Here is a 26626-nt window from a genome sequence, read left to right on the forward strand (position 1 = left end):
GACCCGACCTGCAGTCGCCGACGGACGTCACCGTCGCTTCAGGTCGGCGGCGGTCATTCTGGGTGGGGATCCGAGCTTGCCGGTGAGCACGGGCTGCAGCCTTCGCCGCAGGCTGCTGGGCGGCTCGCCGGTGAGGTCCTTGGCCACTTCGTGGCTCACACATTCGAGGACCGCCTTCGCCAGGAGGCCGCGCAGCTCACCGAGGCTGCGGCGCGGCGCCACCAGGATGAGATCGTCGAAGGAACCACGGCCGCAGGCATCCTCCAGCACGCCCGCAAGCGTCACCATGAACCGGTGCTTCTCGAGCTTGTGATAGTCGTGCGGCGGCTCGTAGGCGTGCCGGGCGCCACTGCGCGCGGTACTGAAGCCGCGGCCGGGCCGGTCGCTCTTGAGGTCGCGCGTCCGCTGCCGGCTCGCCGGCGACACGAGATCGGAAGGGCCGGCCGGAACGAGCTTTCCCAGCTTCCTGTCCGGACTGAAAATGCGGGCACGGGCGCCGTCGGCAACGACGACCCATGTCTTCGTGATTCGTGTGGCCATGATCATTCGCCTGCGAGTGAAATTCTGAAGAGCGATTGCGTTCGAAGGCTACGCCCGGTGCGGACTGACGAACTTGATCTGCCTCAATCACCGACGCGAGCCGATCACCAGGGACACCGACGGTCGGCACCGAACAGCGAGGCGAACTGCTGCGCCGTGCAGGTCAGCGGCTGGCCGGCGCCCGTCCCGTCGGCGACGCGCGAGAACTCGATCGTCCAGGCCGAGAAGCCCGCCATGAAGAAGCGGCCGACCGTTCCCATCTCGGTATCGCCCTGCCCTTGCTCCAGTCCGACGGCCTGCGGATACCAGGCGCCGCCGTGGACGATCCGGAGCGGCGAACTCCACGCTTCGGGATCCGCAGGGTCGCGGTTGAAGCTCGCGTAGATGCCTTCCTGCACCAGATCGCCGGTGCCGCCGGCGGTGCGGTTGAGCAGCATGACGAAGGCCCCGAGCGCACGGTTGTAGTGCACGGCAGGACCCCAGAACCCGTCGGGATCGGCATGCCGCCAGCCGCGCCGCATCGGCCAGATTGGGCGAGGCGACCGGCTGACGTCCGTCGACCATCCCTGTCCGGTCCAGAGCATCGGTGGCGCGGCCAGGTCCGCGATCGGCAGGCGCAGCACGGCCACACCCTGTGCCGGCTCGTCGGGATGGTAGCTGGAGAAGAAGACGTAGAGCCACCGGCCTTCACGATCCGCAAGGGCACTGAGATCGCCATAACCTCCGGCGAAGAATCCGTTGCGCCACGTGCGGTCGACGCGTTCAGGCGGTAGGCGCAGCAGGTCCCCCCGGTGGCGCCACGTCAATCCGTCGTCGCTGGATACCACCCGCCCCATGTGGGGCGCGAACAGCCTCTCGGACCCACCGACCGGCGTCTCCGCATGGAACCAGCCGTGCAAGGGCCCGCCGGGCTCCTGCCAGATCGCTTCGATCCATTTGCCGATCCCGGGCCCGGGATCGTCGAGGAACCTCACCGGCACCGGCGGGACGTCGAACGCGAGATCGGGCCGCCCGACCCGCCTCAGCGTGTGCCCGATGGGCTCGTAGCGGGAGAAGAACGCGACGGCGGCGTCCCGGTCGATCCTGACCGGACTGTTGCCATCGGTGCGCCAGCAGGTCCGGCCGTGCAGCGTGAGCGGAGAGGCCGGGCGGAAGCGTACGCACACCTCGCCGTTGGCCACGGTCGCGACTGCCGCTTCCGCCTCGCCCGTCATCGCGTTCACATCAAGGCCGCCTCTTCACGTTCCTGCTCTTTCCGCGGCTCGGCGATCTCCGTCATGGTCGCCTCGCTCAGCAGCAGGATGCTCGCGACCGAGACGGCATTCTCCAGGGCGATGCGTACGACCTTGGTGGGATCGATGATGCCGGCTTCGACGAGATCGACATACTGTTTGCGCGCCGCGTCGAAACCCTGGTTGCCCTTCGATTCAAGCATCCGCGCCACCACGACGCCGCCGTCCGCGGCCGAATTCTCCGCGATCTGGCGGGCGGGCGCCTCCAAAGCACGCTTCAGGATCTGGATGCCCGTCCGCTCGTCGCCTTCAGCCCCGGCCTCCTCGGCAGCAACCGCCTCGGTGCAGCGCAGGAGCGCGAGGCCACCGCCGGGAACGATGCCTTCCGCCACCGCCGCCTTAGTGGCGCTGATGGCATCGTCGAGAGCCTCCTTCTTGGCTTTCATTTCGGACTCCGAGGGCGCACCGACCTTTATCACGGCAACGCCACCCGACAGCTTGGCCAGCCGCTCGCGCAGCTTCTCCTTGTCATAGTCGCTGGTCGACGCTTCGATCTCGCGCCGGATGGCCGCCACCCTGGCCTCGATGGCCGCCTTGGCGCCGCCACCGCCCACGATGGTGGTGCGGTCCTTGTCGATGACGACACGCTTGGCCGTCCCGAGATCCTCGATCGACGCGCCCTCCAGCTTGAGGCCGAGTTCCTCCGAGATAACCTTGCCGCCGGTCAGCACGGCGATGTCCTGCAGGATCGCCTTGCGCCGATCGCCGAATCCCGGCGCCTTCACCGCGCAGCAGCGCAGCGCGCCGCGTAGTCCGTTGACAATCAGCGTGGCGAGCGCGTCGCCTTCGATGTCCTCCGCGATCACCAGAAGGGGGCGCCCGGTCTTCACCATCTGGTCGAGCAGCGGGAGCATGTCCTTCAGCGCGGAAATCTTGTGGCCGCACAGCAGGATGCGGACATCCTCGAAGGCCGCCTCCATCCTCTCGGGATTGTTGATGAAGTAGGGCGACAGGAAACCGCGGTCGAACTGCATGCCCTCGACGACCTCCAGCACCGTCTCCGTCGTCTTCGATTCCTCGACCGTGATGACACCGTCGTTGCCGACCTTCTCCATGGCGTCCGCGACCATCTCCCCGATCGCCAGGTCGTTGTGTGCAGAAATGGTCGCCACCTGCGCCTTCTCCTTGCGTGTCGTCACCGGCCGCGACATCGCCTTCAGAGCGCCGACGGCCGCCCGGGACGCGCGATCGAGGCCGCGCTTGATGTCGATGGCGCTGGCGCCCGCGGTCACGTTGCGCACGCCATCTGCCAGCAGGGCGTGCGCCAGGATGGTGGAACCCGACGTGCCGTCGCCCACCACCTCCGCGGTCCGCTCCGCCGCCTGCCGCAGCATCTGCGCGCCTAGATTCTCCTCCGGGTCCTTGAGCTGGATCTCCTTGGCGATGGTTACGCCGTCGTTGCAGACCAGCGGCGCGCCCCAGCTCTTCTGGATGAGCACCGATTTCGACTTGGGCCCGAGGGTAATGCGTACGGCATCGGCCAGTTGAGTGGCACCGCGCAGCACTTTCTCCCGCGCGGCGGCACGGAACATCATATGCTTGAAGGCCATGGCCATCCTCCGTTTCGAAGTTGACTGTGGACACAGACTAGACTCCCGCACCCCGGCCCGACCTGATCCATGTCAATCGACCCGCCGGCCGGGTTGATCCAAGTCAAGAAGCAAGCGTCCCGGTTGTGATATCCTTCCGAACATGCAGTCGGGAGGATCAGGACATGTTCAAGCACATCCTCATTCCAACGGATGGCCTGGCGCTGTCCACGGCGGCCATTCAGAACGCCATGCAGCTGGCTCGCGACGTCAAGGCAAAGGTCACGGTGATCACCGTCATCGAACCCTTCCACATCTTCTCCATGGATAGCGTTCAGCTTGCCGATACGCAGTCCGCCTATCAGACGCATGCAGGGGAAGCCGCCAAGCGTTGCCTGGAGGCTGCGAAACGGCAGGCCGAGGCGCTCGGCGTGGAGTGCGAGGCCATCCATGTCGAGCATGCCATGCCCTACAAGGCGATCACCGATACTGCAGCAGCGAAGGGCTGCGATCTGATCGCCATGGCGTCGCATGGCCGCCGCGGCGCGGCTGCGCTGATTCTCGGAAGCGAAACGGCGAAGGTGTTGACCCACAGTTCCATACCGGTCCTCGTCTATCGCTGAGGATCGGCTGCGAGGCCGCTCAGGGCTGCGGCAGGCGGAGGATGGCGCGATGAAATGGATCAATCCGTATCTCGAACTCCGCGAACGCATGATTCGCGACCAGATTGCCGGCCGGGGCGTTCACGACAGGCGCGTTCTCGACGCCATGCTGCACGTTCCGCGGGAGGCCTTCGTGCCCGCGGCGAGCCGCCTCGCAGCCTATACGGACCAGCCGCTCGCCATCGGCGAAGGTCAGACGATCTCGCAACCCTACATCGTTGCCGCGATGCTCGAAGCGTTGGGACTGCAGGGAGGCGAACGCGTGCTGGAGATCGGGACGGGCTCCGGCTACGGCGCCGCCGTCCTCGCTCATATCGCCCGCGACGTGCATACGATCGAGCGCATCCCGGCACTGGCCAGGGCAGCCCGCGAGACGCTGAGGCGGTTGGGATACGGCGGTGTGGACGTGATCGAAGGCGACGGCACGCTGGGGTGGGATCGGGCCGCCCCCTATGATGCGATCGTCGCGACCGCCCACGGGCCGGGAATACCGCCCTCCCTGCGAGCCCAGCTGCGCCCGGGCGGACGGCTGGTCATGCCCGTGGCCGACAAGGACACGGGACAGATGCTCGTTCGGGTGGTCCGTGCAGGCGACGGCCACGACAGGACGGAGCGCCTCGAGCCGGTCCGGTTCGTTCCCCTCATCGGAGCACAGGGCTGGCCTGAAGGTGACCCGCGAGGCTCGGTCGATCTCCCCTGAAGGGTCAGCGGCTCGGGATTGCGAGCGCGACGGTCTGAGGGGCCGGCCCCGTGGCGCAGCGGCGCACCGCGGCGACGGCCTTGCCGCGCGTGCCGGCCGGGCCACCCTGAAGATCGACCACCGCCTCGCCATCGAAGGCAGCGGGCATTCCCGGCGGTTCGGCGATGAGGTCAAAGCGAAGCCGCATCGTCGTGCCCTGCTCGATTGCATCGAGCAGGCGCTCCGAAACGCGCGGGAACAGTGCCTGGGTTTCGTCGCTCAGCACGACATGGTCTTCGGCGAACAACAGGCCGACCGGAAAGACATGGTCGTCGATGACGATCTCGGCGCGCGGATCCCTCTTCGTCCGTCCCACCGCCACGCCATTGGGCATCAGGGGGCCGTCATTCGTCAGGTAGAGCTGGATCTGCGGGATGCGGCGGTCGTCCGCCTGCTCGCAGGCCAGCACCACGACGTCGAGATTGAGATTGCGGCTGCGCGGCTCGATCACCGCATAGCTGGGCACATCGACACCCTGCTCCAAGGTCCAGCCCGTGGCCTCGAACTCGCCCGCGAGAACCGGGGTAAGCCACAAGCCGGTGGCAATGCCGGCCACCAGAGCCGTTCGCACAATCCGCCGCAGAGCCTGCATGATGGAAGATCCTTCCCGCCTTCGACCTCACGCTAGCCGGGAATTACGCGGCCCGGGCTGATCCAGATCAAACCGGCATCCGGTCGCAGAGCGCGATCGCCGCTTGACGCAGGTCAATGAGGCCGCGCGGGAAGCAGGCAGGCTGAGCCATCGAACTCCGCCATTTACCCGCCGAGGGGCGCCCCATGACGACCATCCATCGGCTCCTTCCCGCCCTGCTTGCCGCCTCGATCGCCTCTCCCGCCCTGGCGGGCCCCGACGGCGGCATCTCCACCCCGATGCTCTCCCGCTGCGCCGGGAAGGCCGGCCTCGAGACACGGCAGTCGGACGCGGCCTTCGGCCTGCTCAGCCTAGACGGCGCGCCGTGGCTCTCCATCGAGCGCACGGACGAGGCGGTGGGAATCCAGCCGATCATGACCACCATCACGGGGACGGGATCGCGACATCGCCGGAATGGCACCTCGGTGCCGTTCCGCTTCACCTGCGTGCTGGATGCCAACGGGCAGGCCCTGATGTTCCACGCGAGCCTTCTCATGCCCAAGCTGGGCGATACCTTGCCGCCGGCGACGGTCATCTCCGGTGCCGCTACGCTGGCCGAGAAGACCGCGCTGCCGCGGGGCGTGGAGCTGCAGCTCCAACTTTTCGATATCGCCCGTTCGCCGGATGGCGAGCTGCTCGCCGAGCAGGTGGTGCGCAGCGGCTGGCAGGTTCCGATCCCCTTTGCCCTGCGGCTGCCCGCAGCCTTTTCGGCCGAGGGCCGCAAGCTGATCCTCATGGCGCGGCTGGTCGCAGCCCACCAGGTCCAATACCGGCTGCCAGCGCCTCGCGTGCTGACCGACCGGGAAATCCTCGCCCCGGTCGTTCTCACGCTCGAGAAGCCCGAATCGAAGGGCCCCTGATGGCCCTGCCCTAGACGCCCATGCCGACGGTGGCGGGTATCGAACGCAGGTGGCTCCTGACCTTCTTCACGCCGGGAACGTTCTCGGCGGCCACGCGGTAGGCCTTCCGGACGTCCTCGCCCCCGACGAAGCCCCAGAGATGGACCACGCCGTCACTGACGACGACATTGACCGGCCACCGCGACTTCCAGGCCTGCTTGTCGAACGCTTCCGCCACGGCCTGGCGGAGCTTCTTGTCGTCGGGCAGCCCGGCGGCACTGTCCGGCTCGCGCGACAGCAGTGCCCCGAGAATATTGGCGCGGCTGACGATGCCAACGAGCTTGTTGTCCCGCACGATCGGGATGCGCTTGACGTGGTGCTTCTCGATCAGCTCGACCAGCTCGCCCAGCGTGGCCTCGTCGCTGGCCGTGACGACCTCGCGGGTCATGACGTCCGCGACATTGCGGGCGTTCGACGTGACGTAATCCCGGGCGACCGAGGCTTCGCTGTCGAGAAGGCGCAAGAGCCACGACTTGCGCGGCGCGGTCTCGAGCTCGGCGCGATGGATGAGGTCGGCTTCGCTCACGATACCGAGGACGTTGCCCTGGTCGTTGACGACCGGCGCCGCGCTCACGCCGGCGCCCAGCAACATTTCCGCGGCGTCGAACACCGTTTCCTTGACGTTCACGCAGACGATGCTCTCGGTCATGATGTCCTTGGCGCGCATTTCCCGGTTCCTTTCGATCGATCTGTTGATGCACGTTCGCCCAGGGGGCGACGGGCCGCATTGCGCCATGTCAAATCCCGGCACAGGCGCACGCCGGTCAGGGCACCAGAACCGCCGCGCCCTGGAAGGCGCCCGAACGCAGATCGGAGATGGCCTGGTTGGCAGACGCCAGCGGGTAGACGGTCGTTGTCGTCCTCACCGGCACCAGCGGCGCCAGCGCCAGGAACTCCCGGGCATCCTCGCGCGTGAGGTTGGCGACCGAAAGAATCTGCCGCTCCTCCCAGAGGAGCTTGTAGGGAAACGAGGGGATGTCGCTCATGTGGATGCCGCCACAGACCACGCGCCCGCCCTTTCGAACCACCTTCAGCGCCGCCGGTACGAGGTCGCCGACGGGCGCGAACAGGATGGCCGCATCGAGAGGATGGGGCGGAATTTCGTCGGAGCCACCGGCCCAGATCGCTCCCAGCGAACGCGCATGCGCCTGCGCCGAAAAATCTCCCGGCCGGGTGAAGGCATGGACTTCCCGCCCCTGCCATCGGCACACTTGGGCGATGATGTGGGCAGCGGCGCCGAAGCCATAGAGGCCGATCCGGTGCGCTTCGCCGCAGAGCTTGAGGGACCGCCAGCCGATCAGTCCGGCACACAGCAGCGGCGCCGCGGCCACCGGATCGTCGAAGCCCTTCAGCGCAAACGAGAAGTCTGAACTGGCCACGACATGGGTCGCGAACCCGCCATCCCGGGTGAGGCCGGTGAAGACCGGGCGGTCGCACAGATTCTCCCTGTCCGCCGCACAGTAGGGGCAATGGCCGCATGTCCCGCCGAGCCACGGCACACCGACGCGTGTGCCCAGGCGTGCGGATGGCACGCCGCCACCCACCGCTTCGACGATCCCGACGATCTCATGACCGGGCACGATCGGATGTCGGATTCCCGGAAGATCGCCGTCGAGGATATGGACATCGGTGCGGCATACGCCGCAGGCCTCGACCCTGATCAGCAGGTCGCCGGGACCGGGCCGGGGGTCGGGCCGCTCCTCGAGCTGGAGCGACCCGCCGGGGGAAGAGAGAACCATGGCCTTCAAGGAAGGACTCCTTCTTCCTTCGGAGTGACGGCCCTCAGGCGGCCTTGATGGCGACCTGCCTGACCTGTGAGGACGGGTTCGCCGTCTTGCGATCTCCAGCTGTCGTCGGTCTGCTCGACCTTCTTCGCGCCGGAGATGGTCCTTCCCGGCTTGCTGTGGTTGCAGGTCCCTGATAGCGGCGTCCGCGCCATCGCGACTTGATCAGGATCAATCCACGCTCTCGCCGTCCGAAGTCACAGCGGCGAGCCCCACGCCGGCCGCGCCAGGTTTCAGAACTCCAGCAGGTTGTCCCGCAGGTGCTTGTGTGCGTACTGCTTGCGGGTCACACCGCGGCGCTGCAATTCAGGCACCAGACCGTCGCAGACTTCCATGATGTAGCGGCGGTCGAAGTAGCTGTTGAAGATCAGGAAGCCGTCGCCTCCCACCTCCTGCATGATCTCCGCCATCAGGCCGGCGACGTAGTCGGGCGTGCCCGTGAAGTCGATGCCGCCCTTGCGCGCATAGCTCTGCAGGATCGAGCGCGGCGTCTTGCCGATCCACTTGGCGAGCGACGACTGGTGGCCGTTGGTCGTGAGATGTGACGGCAGCGGTTCGTCGAGGTCGAACTTCGAGAAGTCGATGCCGGTCAGCCTCGACATGCCCGACAGATGCAGATCGAGATGCTTCTCGGCCTCGGCCGCTTCCATCCGTGAGCGGTCGCGCGCCGCTTCCATGCTGACGTCGATAATCGGATGGGCGAGGTACAGCACCTTGATGTCGTCGGGATTGCGGCCGTGTTCGAGCGCCTGCTTCCGGACCTTGTCGCGATAGGCCTTCATGCTTTCGATGCTGCCACCGCCCTCGGTGATGATGGTGTCGGCCCAGCGCGAGGCGAACTGCTGGCCGCGCGGCGAACCACCAGCCTGGCAGATCGGAACGCGCCCCTGCGGCGAGCGCGGCGCGTTGATCGGCCCGCGCACCTTGAAGTACTTGCCCTCGTGGTTGATGGGATGGACCTTCGAGCCGTCGGCGAACATCGGCTTTTCGCGGTCGAGCACGACCGCGTCGGGCTCCCACGCCTCCCACAGTTTCGTCACGATGTCGGCGAACTCGTCGGCCACGTCGTATCGCTCGTCGTGCGGCCGGTGCTTCTCGTGGCCGTAGTTCTGCGCCGCGCCATCATTGCTGCCGGTCACGCAGTTCCATCCGATGCGACCCTCGGTCGTATGGTCGAGCGAGTTGACCAGGCGCGCCAGCAGGTAAGGCGGATATTCCGACACCGACAGCGTCGGCACGAGGCCGACCGTCTTGGTTGCCATGGCAAGATACGGCACCAGCACCGCCGGATCGAGCTTGGGCGCGCTCGCCGCGTACTGCAGGTACGAATTGTGCGAGCCCTGGTAGGTGTAGGGGACGTTCGAGGAGTCCTCGATGATCATGTAATCGAAGCAGGCCCGGTCCATGCCCTTCGCCAGATCGACGAAGATGTCCGGCATCATCCAGCGATTGAGGTCGCTGCCGGGAAACTGGCTGCGCCAGCTCTTCGGGCCATAACCCTGCGACAGGAACCACGCCAGATGGAACGGCTTCTTCATGACTGAGACCTCACGCTACGATGGTTGGAAGTGGCCGCGTCCTCGTACGACATGATCCGGCATCCCTGCCTAGGCAGCAAGGACGCTCACCTTCATCGTGGCCAGCTTGCGATAGAGCCGGCCGTGGTGACGCACCGGCCACCAGTCGTAGAGGAAGAGCTGAAGCGGCCGCCACATCGCTACCCAGCCCAGGATCAGCAAACCCTCCTGGAAGACCTGCTGGAGGGGTGCGGGCGTGATCGAACCGGCGAGCTGGCGGAGCAGGATGCAGACCGCCAGGAAGGCTAGGCCCATTGCGAGGGCGAAGCGGCCCTCGCGAAGCTGGAATCGAATCCGCCGCGCGCTCGCCACCGCGCGGTAGGAGAAATAGTTGTGGACCGCCTGCGGGATGTTCGATTGCCGCGCCTGGTCGAGCTGCTCGTGCGGCACGCGGATGACGAGTTCGAGAGGGCTCTGCAGCGGATACTCGTCCGCCCATCCGACGATGAACTCTTCGGCCTCCCGGTCGAGATCCCTTTCATGAAAGGGGGACGGATCGAGGGAATTGAAGAGCTGCCGGATATCGCTGATCCGGATGTCGATGATGTTCGAGTCGGGCATGGCTCCCTCCGGCGCTGCTGCGCGGCAGCGCTGACGAATACGCGATCAGCTCGGCAGACTGCTGGAACAGGGCTTTTTGCAGGGACCGGCAAGAAAAATTCACCCGCCTACGGTATCAGGATACCTGAACAGGGGGCTGCGGCATTCATTTCGTCTGATTCGTCTATTTCGTTTATTTCGTTTATTGGCCAAGGCTAGGCTCTTTCAACGGCCTGCTAGATCGGGCCAAGGCAGAACCCGCGAGTGACCTCCTCCGGCGTGGCGGCAGTTTGCGACCGGTAGATGTCGGGATACTCGACGAGGCGGCCGTCATCCTCCGGGAACCGCGTGCGATACACCAGCGCCACGGGAATGTTCGTCGCCAAGATCTCCCGGTGCGTCCCGCCGCGCGCGATCGATCGGTCGATCTCGACCTCCGTCACGTCGAGCGCCCAGGCGGCCAGGGCACGTGCCTTCTCCACGCGTACGCATCCGTGGCTGAAGGTGCGCACCGGCCGGTCGAAGTATCTCCGGTCATTCGTGTCGTGCAGGAAGATCAGCTGGTCGTTGTCGAGTTTGAACAGGATCCGACCGAGCGGGTTCTGTGGCCCGGGCGCCACGCGACGCGCGCCTTCCCAGCGCACCATGGCGGGCGTCGGTGTCCAGGACGGGTTGAACGTGACCGCCCAGATCGCCGTCGACAGTTCGGGCGTAGGCGTCGAGGGTCGGCCGACGACGACGCGGCTGCGCAGGATCGGCTTCCCGTCCTGCAGTGCCACGAGCTCGAACGACGGAATGTTGACGACGACCAGCCGGCCGCGCGGCGGCACGGCGATCCCGATTCCCTGCAGCGCCGCTGCCAGATCGGACACCGGCTCGACGGGCGGACCCGCCGCGACGGAGGCAGCGGGGTTCGGGCCGCTGGCGCAGCCCGCAATTGCCGACAACAGACCGAGGACGGCAATCAATCTCCCTAGTGCGAAAGCAGAACGCATCGCCCGCCCGACAGGAGCTCGCTCGTGATGCCGCCGAGCGCCCAGCGTCCCTGGCGATTGTGTCCGTAGGCGCCAGCCACGATCACGTCGGCGTCGTAGGTCCGTGCCAGACCCGAGACCTGAGACGCGTTCGCCATTTCCGCCGCGACCACCTTCTCTTCCGCAGCGATGCCGTGGCGGGCGAGCCAACCGGACACCCGCGCCACGCTCTGCCAGGCCGCCGCATGCTCGTCCGCCTCGTGGATCTCGACGACGAGGACGTTCCTGGCCCTGGCCAGCAGCGGCAGCGCATCGCAGACCGCCCGCCGCGCCTCGCGCGTGTCCTTCCACGCGACGAGGATCCGGTCGAACTTCGCGCTCCGCGAGGACTCCGGCACCAGCATGACCGGACGCCCGGCCTGCATCACCAGATCGCAAAGGTCGGGCTGCCGGGTCGCGTCCGGCAGCTCGCCGACCTTGGGGATACCGGCGACGACGATGTCGGCTGCGGCGGACTCGCGCGCAAGGCGCTCGGAAAGCGGCTCTGTGCTGCTTTCGCCCTGCCAGTCGCCTGCATGGTCGTGTTTCGCGACAATCGCCCGGAAGTCCGCTTCCGACGCCTTGAGATGCCGCTCGATCTGCCGCCGGTCCTCCTGGAACAGCGCCGCGGGGACCGAATAGTCGCCGCAGATGCAGTGAATCGGACGGCAGTAGGCTCGCGCCAGCAGCATGGCATCGAACTGCCGGGCAAGTGCGATCGCTGCGCCGGCCACGCCCTGACAATCGCGACCAGGCGACAGCGCCGCCATGACGACACTGTATGTCATCGTCCCGCCTCCTCCGGACCCGGCAGCCCGGAGGGCACGTTCGGCTGCCACTGGCCACCCGGCATGGCGTGGTAGTGATGCCTCACGGCCGCCCATGCGGTGCGGCTGGCATGTTCCTCGCGCCCGGCGTCGCCGGTATGCAGGGACCAGGTTTCATTGAAGGCCTCCCGATAGAGGTCCTGCGCCCGCAGCGGAAGCTGCTGGCGAACCGAGATCGGCAGGTTGGCGTTGGAGAGGTAGAGCATGACGATCGCGACCCGTTTTGGTGGCAGCGCTCGACCATGGCCGCGCCGGCACCGCGGTGCCTTGACCTATCTCAACATCGGGCGTGTCAGTTGCGCAGGCTGTGCCGCCACCAGGGCTTCAACGCCTCCAGCGAGAGGATGAGGCCCACGGTCGCCAGCAGCGACACGCCGAGATCGTCGGCATGCAGCGGGCCGAACTGGAAGAGATCCATCGCTGGCGGCCAGGTGAGCGCAATCGTCAGCACCACGGCGACCACCGACAGGAGAAACCACAGAAAGAAATTGGGCCGCCGCAGAGCCACGGACAACGACGAGGAGAAGGAGCGATTGACGACGATCAACCCGACGTTGGTCAGGACGAGCGAGGTGAACATCAGGGCGCGCAATTGGTCGGTCGGCATGTCCCGGCCGATGCCCACCACCAGCACCACAGCGAGCGTTACGAGCGCCAGGCCGCCTTGCAGGAGGCTGAACGCCATCATCGAGGGCGACAGCAACCGGCTGTCTGCGGCCCGTGGCGGCCGCTGCATCAGGTCCCGCTCTTCCGCCTCGGCCTCGAAGGCGATCGAGCAGACCGGATCGATGACCATCTCGAGGAACGCAATGTGGATGGGGCTGAGCATGAACGGCAGGCCAAACAGCAGCGGCAGCAGCGCGAGGCCCGCGATCGGTATGTGCACCGCCACGATGTACGCGCTCGCCTTCCGGAGATTGTCGTAGATGCGCCGTCCGAGGCGAATGGTCCGCACGATCGAGCCGAAATCGTCGTCGAGCAGAACGATGGCGGAAGCTTCCCGCGCAACGTCGGTGCCGCGCCCTCCCATCGCCACGCCGATATGCGCGGCCCGGAGCGCCGGCGCGTCGTTGACCCCGTCGCCCGTCATCGCCACGACCTCGCCGTCGGCCTTCAGGGCCTGTACGAGGCGAAGCTTCTGCTCCGGCATGATACGGGCGAACACATTGGTCGTGCGAATGCACTCGCGCAGGGCGGCGGCGTCCATATTCTCGAGGGAACGTCCGTCGACGGCCTTGCCGGCGTCGAGGCCCGCGCGCCCGGCAATCGCGCGCGCCGTGGCCGGATAGTCGCCGGTGATCATGATCACCCTGATCTGCGCCGAGCGGCATTCGCCGATGGCGCCCGGCACGTTGTCGCGCAGCGGATCAGCAAAGCCCACCAGGCCGAGGAACTCGAGATCGAAGCCCGTCTGCTCCTCCGGCAAGGGACCGTCCGGCAGTTGTCCCCGGGCGACGCCCAGCACCCGCATGCCTTCGCTGGCCATGTCCTCGATCCCGCGATGCAGCCATGCCTGGCCCGCGGCGTCGAGCCGACAGAGGGCGCCGATGGCCTCGGGCGCGCCCTTCGTCGCCACGTGCCGACCGCCATCCTCGTCCTGCCAGACATGGCTCATGGCCAGCAACGTCGGCTGCAGGCCGTAGCGGCGCACGAGCTTGCCGGCCGCCCTACCGCCGGCCTGGGCGGCGAGGGCCTTTTCCATCGGGTCGGAGGGTTCGGGCGAACTCGCGCCCCGGGCGGCCTCGATCAGGGCGGCAACCTCGGCATCTGGTTCGCCATGCCCGACGCGCCACGTCGTGCAGACGGTGCGCACCTCCGCCAGGTTCATGCGGTTCTGGGTCATCGTGCCCGTCTTGTCGGAGCACAGCACCGTTGCGGCGCCCAGCATCTCGATCGCAGAGGCGCGGCGCGTCAGGACCCGCACCCGCGAAAGGCGCCACGCCCCCATGACCATGAAGGCCGTGAGTACGAGGGGAAACTCCTCCGGCAGGAGAGACATGCCGATGGCGATCCCGCCCAGTACCGCCTGCAGCCAGTCCCCTTGCACGATTCCGATCAGGAGCACGACGGCCAGGCTGGCGGCGAGCCCAACCGCGGCAAAGATCCGGACGAGCCGCCGCGTTTCCACCTGCAGCCGTGGCGGCTCCGGGGTAATCGCCTTCAGCGATTGTCCGATGCGGCCGAGTTCGCTGTTCGGTCCGGTCGCGCGCACCACCGCAACGCCCTCGCCATGAACGGCAAGGGTTCCCGAATACAGGTACGGAGTGTTCTCGCCACCGGGGCGCGCCATGGCGGCCCCCGTGTCACCGGCACTCTTGTTGACGGGAGCCGATTCACCGGTGAGCAGAGATTCGTCGACGACGAGGCTGCTGGCCGAACCGACGACCGCGTCGGCGGGAATACGATCCCCTTCGAGCACGACGATTGTGTCGCCGCGCACGACCTCCCGGCCCGGGATGCGTCGCCGCTCTCCGTCGCGGATCACCAGCGCGCGCGGGCTCGCCTGATCGCGCAAGGCCGCCAGCACGTGCTCGCTGCGGGTCTCCTGGACGACCGTGATCAGGACCGAGAAAGTCGCAAAGGCGAGCAGTACGATCGCCTCGCCGAGATCGCCGAGCAGCAGATAGATGGCGCCGGCCGCCAGCAGCAACGAGAACATCGGCTCCCGGAGCACATCGACGACGATGCGCAGGATACCCCGGCCATCGCCCATGGGCAGTTCGTTGAAGCCCTCTGCTCGCAAGCGCGCTTGCGCGTCCGCCTGCGAGAGGCCTGCCCGCCACGAGGCTCCCGCCGGCTCGGTCTCAGGTAGCGACATGGCTTATCTCCCGGACGCAGCCTCGGTCGCCGGGGGCCGGCGCAGGTCGCCCAACTGGTCGACCGCGAGCAGCAGGACGCCCACACGGCTGGCCGACGAGGCCCACTCCGCCAGGCGCGGATAGTTGTCGACCAGCCAGTTGAATGCAATCTGGACGGCCGCGAACGCTGCAGCAGCCTGGGTCACCTCGCCGAGCGACAGGGAGCCGTCGATGTACTTGGGCACCGACAGGATCAGGCCGATGATGGGCGCCAGCAGCGTATTGCCGGACGATACCAGAGTCGTCCGCACATGCTGGCCGCACAAAAAGCGCCAGGTTCGGAGCACCTCGTCCAGCGCGAAGCTGACCGCCCCCGCCTGCACGCCCGCCCCCGTCGCACCGACCGGCGCTGTGCGAAGACGGGCGACCGCGAACTTGAGTTCCGATTCAGCCTGGTTCTTCCGTTCGATGACATGCGCCATCCGCCGCCCAACCAGCAACATGGCCCCCGTGGTCAGCATGGCGTAGGCGATGCTGGCGAACACAAGGTAACCCGGCAGCTCCAGACCGAGGCGCGCAGGCCCGATGGCGATCGCGCCGCCCACCGTCCACAGGACCACGACGAAGGTCGCCGCCGTCAGCACCGAGGAAAGCAGGCCGGTCACGAGATCGATCGGGGCATCGGTGGCAATGCGCGCATCCTCGGCAATCCGGTACTCCGCGAGTTGGGGTTCGTCGCTCCCGGCCTCGAGGCGACGGTAGTTGCCGTTCTGCAGCCACAGCCCGACCAGGTGCGGTGTCAGCCAACCGCGCCACCTCCGCTGGAAGGTCATCCGCGCCCAGACGGCAAAGGCAGCGAGGAAGATGCTGCACGCGGCAAGACCGGGCAGCAGAAAGGTCTGGTGGCGGATCCCTGCCCCGTTCCGCTTTTCCAACGCATCGAAGAAGTCACGGTTCCAGACGTTCAGCCGGTACTGCACCAGGAGCTGCGCCACGACGCAGAGAATGAGCAGCCCGATCAGCGTCCACGGAACCCAAGCCCCCTTGCCCCGGCCAAACCCCAGGGCGCTGTGCCAGAAGCGCCTGAGCGGCCCCGGCCCGACGGCCGAGACACCATCGTCCGTCCTCATCAGGCCCCCCGGGCCGCCAGCGCCGCCAGGCCAAGGAAGGTCGGCTCCAGCCGAACGATGACGGCGGTGGGAATTTGATCGACATACCCGGCGAAGCGGCCCTTCGCGGCGAAGCGCTTTCGAAACGACGAATCCCGAAGAACAGGGACGATGTGAGGCGCAATCCCTCCGCCGATCAGCACCCCGCCGCGGGCCGCGAACGTGAGTGCCATGTCGCCCGCGAACGATCCCAGAAACCCGCAGAACAGTTCGAGCGCGCCAGCGTAGCGGGGCGCGGTGCCGGAAAGCGCGCCCCGGACGATCTCCTCTGGCGTCGGAGTCCCCGGCGCGTGGCCGTCCTGCACCGCCAGCACCGCGTGCAGGTTCACCAGTCCGGCACCCGACAGGACCCGCTCGGCAGAGACATGGCCGAAGCGCTTGCGCAGCCCCGCCAGGATCGCGTCGTCGCCGGCGTCGCTCGCCGCAAGCGTCGTGTGCCCGGCTTCGCTGGCCGCGACGCGTGCAACGGCGCCGGGAAGATGGCAGGAGAGGCCGAGACCGGTCCCCGGCGCGATGACTACGACGGGCTCGCCCATTACGGCGCTTCCCTCGCCGACCGCCACGACATCGTCGGGACCGAACTGCGGCACGGCCCAGGCCAGGGCCTCGAGGTCGTTGACCAGACGGACCGACCGCAGGTGCAGCGATTGCCGGAGGCTTTCGGCGTCCAGCGTCCAGGCGGCATTGGTGAGTTTGCAGCGGCCGCCCGAGACGGGACCGGCCGCGGCGATCACCGCGCGGTCCACGACCGTGCCCTCCGGCTGCCCGTTGAGAAAGTGATGCGCGGCGTAATGCATGCTGGCGTAGGCGCCGGTGCGCAGCGATTCGATCGGCCCCACCTGCCCGTCCGCGAGCAAGGCAAAACGGGTGCGCGTACCCCCGACATCGGCGAGGAGGCAGCTCACGACACCCTGCCGCGAATTTGGGCGGCGATGGTCGCCTTGTACCAACGTGCCGAGGCCTTGGGGATGCGGCGCTGCGTGGGATAGTCCACGCGGACGAGCCCGAAGCGGTTGGCATAACCCGCACCCCACTCGAAGTTGTCGAGCAGCGACCAGACGAAATAGCCCCGCACGTCGGCGCCGAAGGTGACGGCCTCTTCGAGCGCATCGATGTAGCGCGACAGATAAGCGATGCGCTCGACGTCGTTCACCGCCCCCGAGGCATCGCCGCTCTCCTCCGCGCCGGCGCCGTTCTCCGTCACGTAGATCGGCAGCCGATACCGGTCGCAGGCGTCGAGCAGCGTGTCCCTGAAGGCTTCGGGATCGATCTGCCATCCGATCGGCGATCGCGGAACGTCGGCCGGCGCGTCGCTCCAGGCGAATCCCAGGCGCGACTTGGCGTCGGCCCGGGCGTAGATCGGCGAATAGTGGTTGATGCCGAGCCAGTCGATGGGGCGCCGGATCCGGTCCATGTCGCCTTCCTGGACGAAGGGCGCGATCCGCGCGGCGAGCCGCTCGGGATAGGCTCCGCGAACCTGCGGATCTGCGAAGGCACGGTTCCAGTAGTCGTCCAGCAGGGCGGCCGCAGCACGGTCCGCTTCCGTCGGATCGACCGGCCGCACCGGCTGCAGGTTGCAGATGGTTCCGAGCGACGCGCCAGGCAGGTAGGCCCGAAGCACGTCGATCGCCGCGCCGTGCGCCAGGTTCACGTGGTGGATCGCGGCATGGTGCTGCGCGGCATCGTCGACCGCCGGTGGATGCCAGCCGAACGCATAGCCGAACAGACTGAAGACGCCCGGCTCGTTGAAGGTCGCAAACCGCTTCACACGATCGCCCAACCGGCTCGCCACCAGACGGGCATAGTCCGCGAACCAGCCCGCAATGTCTCTATTGGCCCACCCCCCTCGATCCTGGAGCGCCTGCGGCAGGTCCCAATGGTACAGGCAGACCCAGGGCTCGATTCCCGCGGCGAGCAGCCCGTCGACGAGCCGGTCGTAGAAGGCAATCCCGCGCTCGTTTATGGCGCCGCGGCCGTCCGGCAACACACGCGGCCAGGCGATCGAGAAGCGATAGGCGCCCACACCCATGTCGCGCATCAGGGCGATGTCCTCGGCGTACCGATGATAGTGATCGCAGGCGACATCCCCGGTATCGCCGTTGGCGATCCTCCCGGGCTCGTGGGAAAACCCGTCCCAGACGCTGGGACCGCGCCCCTCGTCCCGGGCCGCGCCCTCAATCTGGTAGGACGAAGTCGAGACACCCCACAGGAAGTCAGGACGCAACAGGCGCCGGCCCGGCAGCGAAGGCACGGCCGGACCGTCGAAGCCGGAAGGAGGACTGACCATCGGAATGGCTCCGAATCACGGTGTGAGGGCGACCTTGAGAACCCCGTCGCGCTGATGCGCGAAAAGGTCGTAGGCCTGCTCGATGTCGGCGAGCTTGAAACGGTGCGTCACCAGCGCGCCCAGGTCGGCTCGCCCTGCCGCGATGACGTTCATCAGCCGCCGCATGCGCTCCTTCCCTCCCGGACAGAGCGACGTGACGATCTTGTTGTCGCCCAGGCCCGCCGTGAAGGCATCGAGCGGGATGCGCAGGTCGGACGAATAGACGCCGAGGCTCGAGAGCGTACCGCCCGGCCGCAGAACGCGAAGCGCGTTCTCGAAGGTCTGCTGCGTCCCCAGCGCCTCGATCGCGACGTCGACGCCGCGGCCGGCCGTGAGTTCGCGGATCGCCGCCACCGGATCGCCCTTCTTGAAATCGACGACATGGTCGATCCCCAGCTTGCGCGCGACAGCCAGCCGTTCCGGCACCGTGTCGACGCCGATCACCGTGGTGGCGCCCATCAGCCGGGCGCCCAACGCGGCGCAGAGGCCGATCGGACCGAGAGCGAAGACCGCCACGATGTCGCCGATGCGGACGCTGCCGCTCTCGGCGCCGGCGAAGCCCGTCGACATGATGTCGGGACACATCAGCACCTGCTCGTCGGTAAGGTTCGACGGGACCGGCGCGAGATTGGTCATCGCATCCGGCACGAGGACGAACTCGGCCTGGCAGCCGTCGATCGTGTTGCCGAAGCGCCAGCCGCCCGCCGGCCTGAAGCCATGCCGCGTGCCCGGTCCGTCCTGCGAATGCGCGCCGCAGAGACAGGCGTAGCTGTGACCGCTCGGGGTGATGGCGCCGGCGATCACGCGCTGGCCTTCCTTGTAGCCTTGGACCTGCGATCCGAGCTTCTCGATAATCCCGACCGGCTCGTGGCCGACGATCAACCCCTTGGCGACGGGGTATTCCCCGCGAAGGATGTGCACGTCGGTGCCGCAGATCGTCGTCGTGCTGATCCGCACCAGCGCATCCAGGGGACCGACATCGGGCACCGGTCGCGACTCAAGGACGATCCGGCCCGGCTCGGCAAACACAGCCGCCATCATCTTTGGCATGGGTTCCTCCGTTGTTCGTCCGCACGGTAAGCGCGAGGGACGGTCGGAGAATTGATATGCCTCAAGCCATGTTGCCCCACTCGGTCGATCCTTGATCTGGATCATGTTGCGCCGGGCGAGCGCTGGTAGATCAGGGCATGATCAGGCAATGGGCCCTCCTGTCGATCCTGTCGGGCGCGCTTTGCACCGCGGCCGCCGAGGCACCGCACGCGCAAGGCTACGAGGCGTTCTATCGGAAGTGCTACGAGGATGCCGCATCCGAACAGTTGATCATCAGCTGCACGGCCGTCATCTCGCGAGGGCTGGTCGACAGGAACGACCTGGCAACGGCCTACAAGAATCGTGGCAACGCCTACGACGACAAGGGCCAGTACGAACAGGCTCTGGAGGATTACGCCCGGGCCGTCGAGACCAATCCGCAGGACGCGGAGGCGTTCAACAGTCGGGGCACGACCTATATCGCCCTGGAACGCTACAGGTTGGCGGTCGACGACTTCGATCAGGCCATCCGGATCAATCCCTCGAGCCCGGTCGCCCTTGGAAACCGGTGCTTTGCAAAGGCCGTCCTGGGAGAACTCGAACAGGCCCTGTCGGACTGCAACGAGGCTCTTCGCATCAAGCGCAAGTATCCCGCCGCCTATGCGTCCCGCGCCATCACCTACCTGAAGCTGAAGCGTTACGACGACGCCATCGCGGACTACACGGCGCTGCTCAAGACCCAGCCTGAAAATCCCTACGCGTTGTTCGGCCGGGGCGTGGCCAGGCGCATGAAGGGAGATGCGCGAGGCGGTGACGGGGACGTCGCGGCGGCGGCATCGATCAAGCCGGACATCGCCGAACACATGGCCAGGCGCGGGATCGCGCCTGGGGAGTAGCGATCGCTACGGTGTCGTCCGGCGCAACCAATAGCCTACGCTCACGAGCAGGCTGCCAACCGCCGCCGCGAACCATCCGACCAACCAGAGCAAGGCCTCCGCCCGAAGGTTCGGCCAGAAGGCCAAAGCCAGCCCGAACAGAAGCGCGCCCAGTCCATCGAGCACCAATATCCAATTGCCATCAACCGCCTTGCGCAGCTCGAGCGCAGCCCAGACCTGCATCGCCCCGATCGTGATCGCCCAGATGGAGATGATCCCGACCAGATGCGCGGTGACGTCGTCGAGCGCAAACAGCGTGCCACCGGCACAGACCAGCCCGGCCGATCCGATCAGGCCCAGCCAGAGCCGCGGTGCACCACTCCTCCCGCGGATCGCGGCAACCAGGGCTAGAACACCGTCGACAAGGGAATAGCCACCCCAGAGCATCGCCAGACCGGTAATGGTGAGCCTGGGCCAGAAGAAGACGAGAAACGCAAAGAGCAGGGCCGCCACGCCGCGCAGCAACAGCAGGCGGCTGTAATCGGACGCCACGTCCTCGAAGGCCTCTCCATCCGAGCCCGTGGTGATCTGACCCGGCAGTTGGTTCATGCGACGCTTTCCAGAAAGACTCAGCCGACGGCAATGGATATTGCCGCACTCGACGATGAAGTGAGTCAACTGGGAAAAGCCACATGAGGCCGTGATCCAGATCAAGTCAGCGCGGGTGCCTGTTTGATCTGGAACAAGGCGCCCGGAGCGAAACTCCAATGAACTGGCCGCCGAGACGATCCTGGTCTAGGGAGTCAGTGTGCCGTGTCGACTTCACCACCTGAAGCCGAACGATCGGGGAGGAACGACTGAAATGGGCTCCGGACGGGCATTGATCACGCTGTGGCTGGTCGGCAGCGCCATGTCGTGGATCGGCTGGATGCTCTTCATTAACATGTCGTGCGTTCGCCAGGTCGACGGCCGCCTGTTGTGCCAGACGGAGCGGACGTGGCTCGCCTTCCTGTCGCGCTCATCGAGGGACCCCCTCGAGGTCGCCTTGATGGGGCTGATTCCGGCGCTGTTGGTGCTGGTCGTCGGGATCGCGCTTTTCCGGGCCATGCGGCGTTCCTGAGCGGGCCCGATCGTCACGCCCTTTGGATCATGGAGGAGTCTATGAAGCGACTAGTCGCCCTGCTGCTCGTTCTCCTGCCACTGCCTGCGGCGGCGCAAGGCCCCGGCTATGGCGCGGCCCTGGCCCAGCGCTGGTGCATGGCCTGCCACATCGTCGAGCCCGCGCCCAAGACCGCCAGCGCAAATGGCATTCCGAGCTTCTCCGCCATCGCGGCCAAGCCCACGGCCAACGCCGAGCAGCTCAAGGCCTATCTCTCGACGGGACACACGCGCATGCCCGACTTCTCGCTCAGCAATCGGGAGCGTCAGGCCTTGGTGGACTACATTTTGAGCCTTCGTTAGCTCGCGTGAACGGCGGCTTCGCGATACGGCCTTATCCCAGAAGCTGGGTCGTCTGCTGGGCCTCGGGCGTCGCGCCGGAAAGGGTCACGCTGGTGACCAGCTCAGCCAGTCGCTTGGCTTCCTCGGAATAGTCTTCGGCGGCACGAACGCTCCAGGCGCCCTGAGCCTGCCACACGCTCGCGGCGTCTCGCGCCGACAGCAGCGTCAGCCAGGTCGAAAGATTGTCCTTGAGGCGCCGCTCGGCGAACTGCGAAACCTCGCTCTGCCAGGCCGTACCGGCCGCCGCCCATTCCTCGAAGCAGTCGGCATAGGTCGATAGTGCCGAATTCCACATGTTGCTCGCCGGCAGTGACTCCACGCTCGGCAGCTTGTCCGTGTGCATGTCGTTCATCTCACCCTCCGCATCCGAGGCAACTGTAGGCGCAAAGGGAGCCCGCTCCGTTGATCTGCATCAACGTCGAGGGGCTTGATGCAGATCAACGCTCCTTCAGAGTCGTCGCCCTAGCTTGAAGACTGCGGAGCCCTTTCCGCCTGCCCAGGAGACAAGCGATGAACATGTATGCTGCTGCCCTCACGGCAGCGCTCTCCATTCTTCCCTTCGGTCTTGGGGCGCAAGCGCAGTCGGCTCCCAAAGGCGTGAATGTCGGTTCGCTGACCTGCACGGTCACCGGAGGAGTCGGATTCGTGTTTGGATCCTCGAAGGATCTCGACTGCATCCTCGCCAAGACCGACGGCACCGCGGACCACTACACGGGCACCATCAAGAAGTACGGCGTCGATCTCGGCTTCACCAAGCAGGGCCACGTCGTGTGGCTGGTCTTCGCCCCCGGCCAGGTCGCGAAGGGTGCCCTCGCGGGCGACTATGTCGGTCCGACGGCCAGTGCCTCGGTCGGCGTGGGCGCGGGCGCCAATGTCCTGATCGGCGGCGGCAACAAGCAGGTCAGCCTGCAACCGGTCAGCGTCGAGGGCAATGTGGGCCTCAACGTCGCCGCTGGACTGGCCGAGGTCACGCTCAAGGCGGCCAAGTAAACACCCGACGAACTCGCAGCAGGATGCGCCCGGGCGGTTCCGGGCGTGTCCTGTTTCTGCCTTCGGCTTCTATCGGCTGCTATTGCCCAGCACGCGGCGCAGCTGTTGCAGGAGCCTGTGCCGCGCGGCATCGTCGGGAGCGGCTTGCAGGGCTCCGCGGATATCCAGCAGCATCTGCGCATAGTCGTTGTGCCAGTCGCGCCGCGCGTTCGCGGCCTCGGGCGGGAGACGCGGCATTCCGTCCGCCTCGGGTGTCGCTCTCCAGCGCCCGTCGCGATGGACGAACACGAAATTCTCGTCGAGGGTCGGGGCGACGATGCAGCGTCGGTCGACACCGGCCGCCACGAGCGCGTCGGAGAGACCATCGATCCCCTCGGGCTCCCCGTGTACGAGCATGAGGGAACCGAGACCGTCCAGCATCGGCCTGCACCAGGCGACCAGCTCCTCGCGATCGGCATGACCCGAATAGGAACCGATCGACCGGATGCGCGCCCGGACTCCTATTTCCTCGCCGTGGATGCGCACCTGCGCGGCACCACCGCGGATCAGCGCCCCCAGCGTGCCGGGCGCCTGGTATCCGACGAAGAGAATGGTGGAATCCGTGCGCCAGAGATTGTCCTTGAGATGATGCTTGACCCGCCCGGCATCGCACATTCCGGAACCGGCCAGGATGATCGCGCCGCCGTGGATACGCCCGATCGCACGGCTCTGATCGACGGTCTCGCTCAACCGGAACTCGCCGCCGCTGAAGGCATGTCCGCCCTCCGACCGGCTCAGGGAGTGGCGATGAGTCCGGAACACTTCCGTGGTCCGGCCGGCCAGCGGCGAATCGAGGAAGACCTGCGCGCCCTTTAGTTTCCCGCCGCGCTTCAGCTCCGCGATATCCTCCAGGATTTCCTGCGTACGCTCGACCGCGAAGACCGGCACGACGACATTGCCGCCGGCGGACAGGGCGGTCTCCAGTTCGCGGCCCAGGACGGCCCTGCGGCTGACCTCGGAGAGGGGCTCGCGAGACCGGTTGCCGTAGGTGGACTCGACCAACGCCACGTCAGCACCCCCGGGCAGCGCGGGATCGGGCTGCAGGGCCTTGTCGAGGGGCCCGACATCGCCGGAGAAGACGAGCCGCAGCGGACGCGGTTCGGCGTCGACCTCGATCTCGATGAAGGCGCTGCCAAGGATGTGGCCGGCATTGCGCATGCGGGCCCGCACGCCGGGCAGCGGTTCGAACCAGCGATCGTAGGGCTGCGCGTCGATGAAGGAGAGCGACGCCTCGGCGTCGGCCCTCGTATAGATCGGCACGACCTCGGGCTCGGCCCGGCGGGCGTTGCGGCGATTGAGGCGTTCGACGTCGTTTTCCTGGATGGCGCCCGCGTCGGGCAGCAGCCACCGAAGCAGGTCGCGCGTCGCTTCGGTGGCGAAGGCCCGCCCCTGGAATCCTGCGAGGGTCAGCTTGGGAAAGAGGCCGCTGTGATCGATATGGGCATGCGTGAGCAGCACCGCGGCGATCTCCGCCGGCGCGAAGGGAAACGCCCGATAGTTCAGGGCACGCAACGACTTCGGCCCCTGGAACAGGCCGCAATCGACCAGAAGCGTCCCGCGCGGCGTCACCAGTCGGTGGCAGGATCCCGTGACGGTGCCGGCGGCGCCATGGATGTGCAGCGACAGGGTCATGCGCGCCGCCCGATCGTCATGCCATCCTCGGCAGCGGCGAGCTGGGTGGCGAAGCGGAAGTCGGCCTCGAAGGCGGCATGGATCCGGTAGAGCGGCTCGCCCCGCTCCACGGGATCGCCGATGCGCTTGAACAGATCGACGCCCGCACCCTTGTCCATCGGCGCACCGGCAAGACGGGCGACGCGCGCCAGGCGGAGGCAGTCGATCGCCGTCACGACCCCGTCCTCGGTGGCCGGTACGTCATGGGTGAGCGTGCCGAGGCTGGTCGCCTGCGGGGGAGCCCCCTGGGCCGCGATCAGCCGTCGCATCTTCGCGAGCGCCGCGCCGCTGTGGAGCAGCTCGCGGGCCCGCACGATCCCCTGGCCGCCGCGCAGCGCAGGATCGAACTCGAGCACGTGGCCGGCCAGCAACACGGCCCGCTCCTCCAGGTCGCGCGGCGCATCGGGATGTCGCTCCAGCACCTGCATGACGTCGCGGGCCTCGAGCCACGGGCCGATGCCGCGGCCAATCGGCTGGCTGCCGTCGGTCGCCAGGACGGTCGTATTGATTCCGACCTGGTCCGACACGTACTCGAAGAGCTTGCGCAGCCTGACGAATCGCTCGCGGTCCCGCAGTTTCGCCGTGGGTCCGACCGGCAGATCGAGGACGAGATGCGTGGATCCCGCCGCCAGCTTCTTCGACAGGATCGAGGCGACCATCTGTTCGGGCGTGTCGATCGCCAGCGGCCGTTCGACCGATATCAGGACATCGTCTGCCGGAGAGAGGTTGGCGTGGCCACCCCACACCAGGCAGCCTTTCTCGGCGGCCACAATCTCGTGCATCTCGTCGGAACCGACATCGACCCTCGCCAGCACTTCCATCGTGTCGGCAGTACCGGCCGGCGAGGTGATCGCGCGCGACGACGTCTTGGGAATGGTGAGGCCGTGCGCGGCCACGATCGGGACGACGATCATGGAGGTCCGGTTTCCCGGGATGCCGCCGATGCAGTGCTTGTCCACGACCATGTCGATGGGCCAGGACAAGCGGCCCCCGACGGCCGCCATCGCCCGGGTCATCGAGAGCACCTCGGGTGCCGTCGTGAAGCGTGCGCCGGCGATCAGGAAGGCCGCGATCTCCATCTTTGAATAGCGATGCGCGGCGAGGTCACGCGCGATTTCCTGATAGGCGGCAGGACCGAGCTCGGCACCGTCGATCTTGGCACGGACATGGTCGAGGCTGGGAGGCGGTCCCGCCTGGGCGATCTCGACCGCCGTTCCCTCGGGAAGGCCGAGCTGGCGATAGGCGAGTTCCGACAGGCCGAGCTCGTCGGTCGCCATGATCGACTCGTCGTCGACGATGTTCAACGTGGCGACGATGCGGCGGCCGCCACCCCAGATCTCGATCCGGGCAAGAGCCACGAACTCCTGAGCGCGATAAGGCTCGCAGCGGCGTGCGAGGAAGGCGACGGTCTCCTGGCAGGCGTCGATCCCGAGCTTGCGGACCTTGAGCATGAACCCTAGCGACGGCGCATCTGAGCGACCAGCGCCGCGGTCAGGCCCGCGACCAGGTAAAAGCAGCCGACGATCAGGGGGGCATAGACATCGCCAACCGACACCATGATCGCACGATAGGCCGACAGGGTCAGGAAAGCGAGGCTGACGGCCAGCAGCAAGCCGACCAGAACGTAGGCCGCCACGGTGGCCGCGAGGCGCCGCCCGGACGCGACGAGGACGCCGGCGCCCAGGGTCGCGGCCGACCGGACCAGGGCGACCAGCAAGGTTCCGGTTTCCGACGCAACGCTCATTTGCGCCGCACGAGCAGCGCCAGCACGAAGCCGGCGGCTGTGGCCAGCCCGAGGGCGGCGAGCGGCTTGCGCCGGACGATGTCGGCAAGTCCTTCCTGCCCCGCATCCACCGCTTGCGCCGCGCCCTTCGCCTTGTCGACCCATTCGTCGGCCAGCAGGGCCGCGCGCGCCAGCAGTTCCCGCGCCGCTTCAGCCGCCGCGGTGGCGGCCTCCGTACCCTCGCTCTGCGCGGCACGGGCAATGGCGGCGGACGCCTGGTCGAGATGTTCACGCAGAGCTGCAGCCTCCGTCCCGAGGTAGCCGAACCTGTCCTTGGAAGTGCACTTGGTCATGAGAATTCCCCTCTACGGGAAAGATCATCGGCGAAGGCCGGTTCCGCTTTGACCTGAGTCAAAGCGCATCGAGGGTGCGGAGACAAAATGACATCGTGCGCACGTTCGTCTTCCGCTGCC

Annotated in this window: 29 protein-coding genes; 7 read left to right on the forward strand and 22 right to left on the reverse strand. The window is 67.1% G+C overall.

Annotated features, from left to right (window positions below; genetic code table 11):
* Nucleotides 1-27: 27 nt before the first annotated feature.
* From Q7V45_RS02165 to groL, 3 genes are all read right to left on the reverse strand, one after another.
* Entirely contained in the window at nt 28-540 is a 513-nt protein-coding gene (locus tag Q7V45_RS02165) for a host attachment protein (protein ID WP_304846223.1), read from the reverse strand.
* Between the two features lie 104 nt (nt 541-644).
* Nucleotides 645-1763: a hypothetical protein gene (locus Q7V45_RS02170; protein WP_304846226.1), complete on the reverse strand. Its 1119-nt coding sequence runs from the start codon at nt 1761-1763 to the stop codon at nt 645-647.
* Nucleotides 1760-3382, reverse strand: a complete 1623-nt coding sequence (groL, locus tag Q7V45_RS02175; protein ID WP_304846229.1) for a chaperonin GroEL — start codon at nt 3380-3382, stop codon at nt 1760-1762. Before groL ends, Q7V45_RS02170 begins: the two co-directional genes overlap by 4 nt.
* 164 nt (nt 3383-3546) lie before the next feature.
* On the opposite strand from groL, the gene Q7V45_RS02180 reads away from it, so the two are divergent.
* Together Q7V45_RS02180 and Q7V45_RS02185 are read left to right on the forward strand one after the other, a co-directional pair.
* Nucleotides 3547-3984, forward strand: coding sequence for a universal stress protein (locus Q7V45_RS02180; protein ID WP_304846232.1), 438 nt, complete (start codon nt 3547-3549; stop codon nt 3982-3984).
* Nucleotides 3985-4033: 49 nt separating this feature from the next.
* The gene (locus Q7V45_RS02185; RefSeq protein WP_304846235.1) at nt 4034-4723 is read left to right on the forward strand and encodes a protein-L-isoaspartate(D-aspartate) O-methyltransferase; all 690 of its coding nucleotides are present in this window, start codon (nt 4034-4036) and stop codon (nt 4721-4723) included.
* 4 nt (nt 4724-4727) lie between these two features.
* Here the strand turns inward: Q7V45_RS02185 and Q7V45_RS02190 are convergent, their stop codons facing one another.
* A complete protein-coding gene (locus Q7V45_RS02190) occupies nt 4728-5354 on the reverse strand; it encodes a hypothetical protein (protein WP_304846238.1) in 627 nt (208 codons plus the stop codon).
* A 185-nt stretch (nt 5355-5539) separates the two neighbouring features.
* On the opposite strand from Q7V45_RS02190, the gene Q7V45_RS02195 reads away from it, so the two are divergent.
* Nucleotides 5540-6253 (forward strand): YbaY family lipoprotein, encoded by a 714-nt coding sequence (locus Q7V45_RS02195; protein ID WP_304846241.1) that lies wholly within the window; start codon nt 5540-5542, stop codon nt 6251-6253.
* Nucleotides 6254-6263: 10 nt separating this feature from the next.
* Here the strand turns inward: Q7V45_RS02195 and Q7V45_RS02200 are convergent, their stop codons facing one another.
* The 12 genes from Q7V45_RS02200 to Q7V45_RS02255 all read right to left on the reverse strand — a co-directional run bounded on the left by Q7V45_RS02200 (nt 6264) and on the right by Q7V45_RS02255 (nt 19376).
* Nucleotides 6264-6959, reverse strand: coding sequence for a CBS domain-containing protein (locus tag Q7V45_RS02200; RefSeq protein ID WP_304846244.1), 696 nt, complete (start codon nt 6957-6959; stop codon nt 6264-6266).
* 97 nt (nt 6960-7056) lie between these two features.
* Nucleotides 7057-8040, reverse strand: coding sequence for a zinc-dependent alcohol dehydrogenase family protein (locus Q7V45_RS02205; RefSeq protein ID WP_304846247.1), 984 nt, complete (start codon nt 8038-8040; stop codon nt 7057-7059).
* A gap of 269 nt (nt 8041-8309) precedes the next feature.
* Nucleotides 8310-9614, reverse strand: coding sequence for an NtaA/DmoA family FMN-dependent monooxygenase (locus tag Q7V45_RS02210; protein ID WP_304846250.1), 1305 nt, complete (start codon nt 9612-9614; stop codon nt 8310-8312).
* 69 nt (nt 9615-9683) lie between these two features.
* Nucleotides 9684-10214: a hypothetical protein gene (locus tag Q7V45_RS02215; protein ID WP_304846253.1), complete on the reverse strand. Its 531-nt coding sequence runs from the start codon at nt 10212-10214 to the stop codon at nt 9684-9686.
* 215 nt (nt 10215-10429) lie between these two features.
* A complete protein-coding gene (locus Q7V45_RS02220) occupies nt 10430-11161 on the reverse strand; it encodes a L,D-transpeptidase family protein (RefSeq protein ID WP_304846256.1) in 732 nt (243 codons plus the stop codon).
* 5 nt (nt 11162-11166) lie between these two features.
* Nucleotides 11167-11994 carry a universal stress protein gene (locus Q7V45_RS02225; RefSeq protein ID WP_304846259.1) on the reverse strand — a complete coding sequence of 276 codons (828 nt, stop codon included), beginning with the start codon at nt 11992-11994 and terminating at the stop codon, nt 11167-11169.
* The gene (locus Q7V45_RS02230; protein ID WP_304846262.1) at nt 11991-12239 is read right to left on the reverse strand and encodes a ChaB family protein; all 249 of its coding nucleotides are present in this window, start codon (nt 12237-12239) and stop codon (nt 11991-11993) included. The genes Q7V45_RS02225 and Q7V45_RS02230 overlap by 4 nt, the downstream gene beginning before the upstream one ends.
* 86 nt (nt 12240-12325) lie before the next feature.
* Nucleotides 12326-14851: a cation-translocating P-type ATPase gene (locus Q7V45_RS02235; RefSeq protein WP_304846265.1), complete on the reverse strand. Its 2526-nt coding sequence runs from the start codon at nt 14849-14851 to the stop codon at nt 12326-12328.
* 3 nt (nt 14852-14854) lie between these two features.
* Nucleotides 14855-15961: an SbmA/BacA-like family transporter gene (locus Q7V45_RS02240; protein ID WP_304846269.1), complete on the reverse strand. Its 1107-nt coding sequence runs from the start codon at nt 15959-15961 to the stop codon at nt 14855-14857.
* Nucleotides 15961-16905: a glucokinase gene (glk, locus tag Q7V45_RS02245; RefSeq protein WP_304846272.1), complete on the reverse strand. Its 945-nt coding sequence runs from the start codon at nt 16903-16905 to the stop codon at nt 15961-15963. Before glk ends, Q7V45_RS02240 begins: the two co-directional genes overlap by 1 nt.
* Nucleotides 16902-18287, reverse strand: coding sequence for a GH1 family beta-glucosidase (locus Q7V45_RS02250; protein WP_370692544.1), 1386 nt, complete (start codon nt 18285-18287; stop codon nt 16902-16904). The genes glk and Q7V45_RS02250 overlap by 4 nt, the downstream gene beginning before the upstream one ends.
* 15 nt (nt 18288-18302) lie before the next feature.
* The gene (locus Q7V45_RS02255) at nt 18303-19376 is read right to left on the reverse strand and encodes a zinc-binding dehydrogenase (protein WP_304846275.1); all 1074 of its coding nucleotides are present in this window, start codon (nt 19374-19376) and stop codon (nt 18303-18305) included.
* A 137-nt stretch (nt 19377-19513) separates the two neighbouring features.
* Here Q7V45_RS02255 and Q7V45_RS02260 point away from each other — a divergent pair, with 137 nt between their 5' ends.
* Nucleotides 19514-20251: a tetratricopeptide repeat protein gene (locus tag Q7V45_RS02260; protein ID WP_304846278.1), complete on the forward strand. Its 738-nt coding sequence runs from the start codon at nt 19514-19516 to the stop codon at nt 20249-20251.
* A gap of 6 nt (nt 20252-20257) precedes the next feature.
* On the opposite strand, the gene Q7V45_RS02265 is transcribed toward Q7V45_RS02260, so the two are convergent.
* Nucleotides 20258-20839 (reverse strand): HdeD family acid-resistance protein, encoded by a 582-nt coding sequence (locus Q7V45_RS02265; RefSeq protein WP_304846281.1) that lies wholly within the window; start codon nt 20837-20839, stop codon nt 20258-20260.
* A gap of 271 nt (nt 20840-21110) precedes the next feature.
* Here Q7V45_RS02265 and Q7V45_RS02270 point away from each other — a divergent pair, with 271 nt between their 5' ends.
* Nucleotides 21111-21350 carry a hypothetical protein gene (locus tag Q7V45_RS02270; RefSeq protein ID WP_304846284.1) on the forward strand — a complete coding sequence of 80 codons (240 nt, stop codon included), beginning with the start codon at nt 21111-21113 and terminating at the stop codon, nt 21348-21350.
* Between the two features lie 41 nt (nt 21351-21391).
* The gene (locus Q7V45_RS02275; protein ID WP_304846288.1) at nt 21392-21691 is read left to right on the forward strand and encodes a c-type cytochrome; all 300 of its coding nucleotides are present in this window, start codon (nt 21392-21394) and stop codon (nt 21689-21691) included.
* A 31-nt stretch (nt 21692-21722) separates the two neighbouring features.
* Here Q7V45_RS02275 and Q7V45_RS02280 read toward each other — a convergent pair whose 3' ends face one another.
* Nucleotides 21723-22082: a phasin family protein gene (locus Q7V45_RS02280; RefSeq protein ID WP_304846291.1), complete on the reverse strand. Its 360-nt coding sequence runs from the start codon at nt 22080-22082 to the stop codon at nt 21723-21725.
* A gap of 158 nt (nt 22083-22240) precedes the next feature.
* Between Q7V45_RS02280 and Q7V45_RS02285 the strand changes: the two genes are divergently transcribed.
* Nucleotides 22241-22720 carry a DUF992 domain-containing protein gene (locus Q7V45_RS02285; RefSeq protein ID WP_304846294.1) on the forward strand — a complete coding sequence of 160 codons (480 nt, stop codon included), beginning with the start codon at nt 22241-22243 and terminating at the stop codon, nt 22718-22720.
* Between the two features lie 69 nt (nt 22721-22789).
* On the opposite strand, the gene Q7V45_RS02290 is transcribed toward Q7V45_RS02285, so the two are convergent.
* From Q7V45_RS02290 to Q7V45_RS02305, 4 genes are read right to left on the reverse strand one after another with little or no spacing between them, the layout of a single operon-like run.
* A complete protein-coding gene (locus Q7V45_RS02290; RefSeq protein ID WP_304846297.1) occupies nt 22790-24391 on the reverse strand; it encodes an MBL fold metallo-hydrolase RNA specificity domain-containing protein in 1602 nt (533 codons plus the stop codon).
* On the reverse strand, nt 24388-25881 hold the full coding sequence (locus Q7V45_RS02295; RefSeq protein WP_304846300.1) for a thymidine phosphorylase family protein: 1494 nt from the start codon (nt 25879-25881) through the stop codon (nt 24388-24390). Before Q7V45_RS02295 ends, Q7V45_RS02290 begins: the two co-directional genes overlap by 4 nt.
* Before the next feature lie 5 nt (nt 25882-25886).
* Entirely contained in the window at nt 25887-26174 is a 288-nt protein-coding gene (locus Q7V45_RS02300; RefSeq protein ID WP_304846303.1) for a hypothetical protein, read from the reverse strand.
* A complete protein-coding gene (locus Q7V45_RS02305) occupies nt 26171-26506 on the reverse strand; it encodes a hypothetical protein (RefSeq protein ID WP_304846306.1) in 336 nt (111 codons plus the stop codon). Before Q7V45_RS02305 ends, Q7V45_RS02300 begins: the two co-directional genes overlap by 4 nt.
* Nucleotides 26507-26626 lie beyond the last annotated feature (120 nt).

The organism is Reyranella sp. (assembly GCF_030651995.1).
Classification (GTDB): Bacteria; Pseudomonadota; Alphaproteobacteria; order Reyranellales; family Reyranellaceae; genus Reyranella.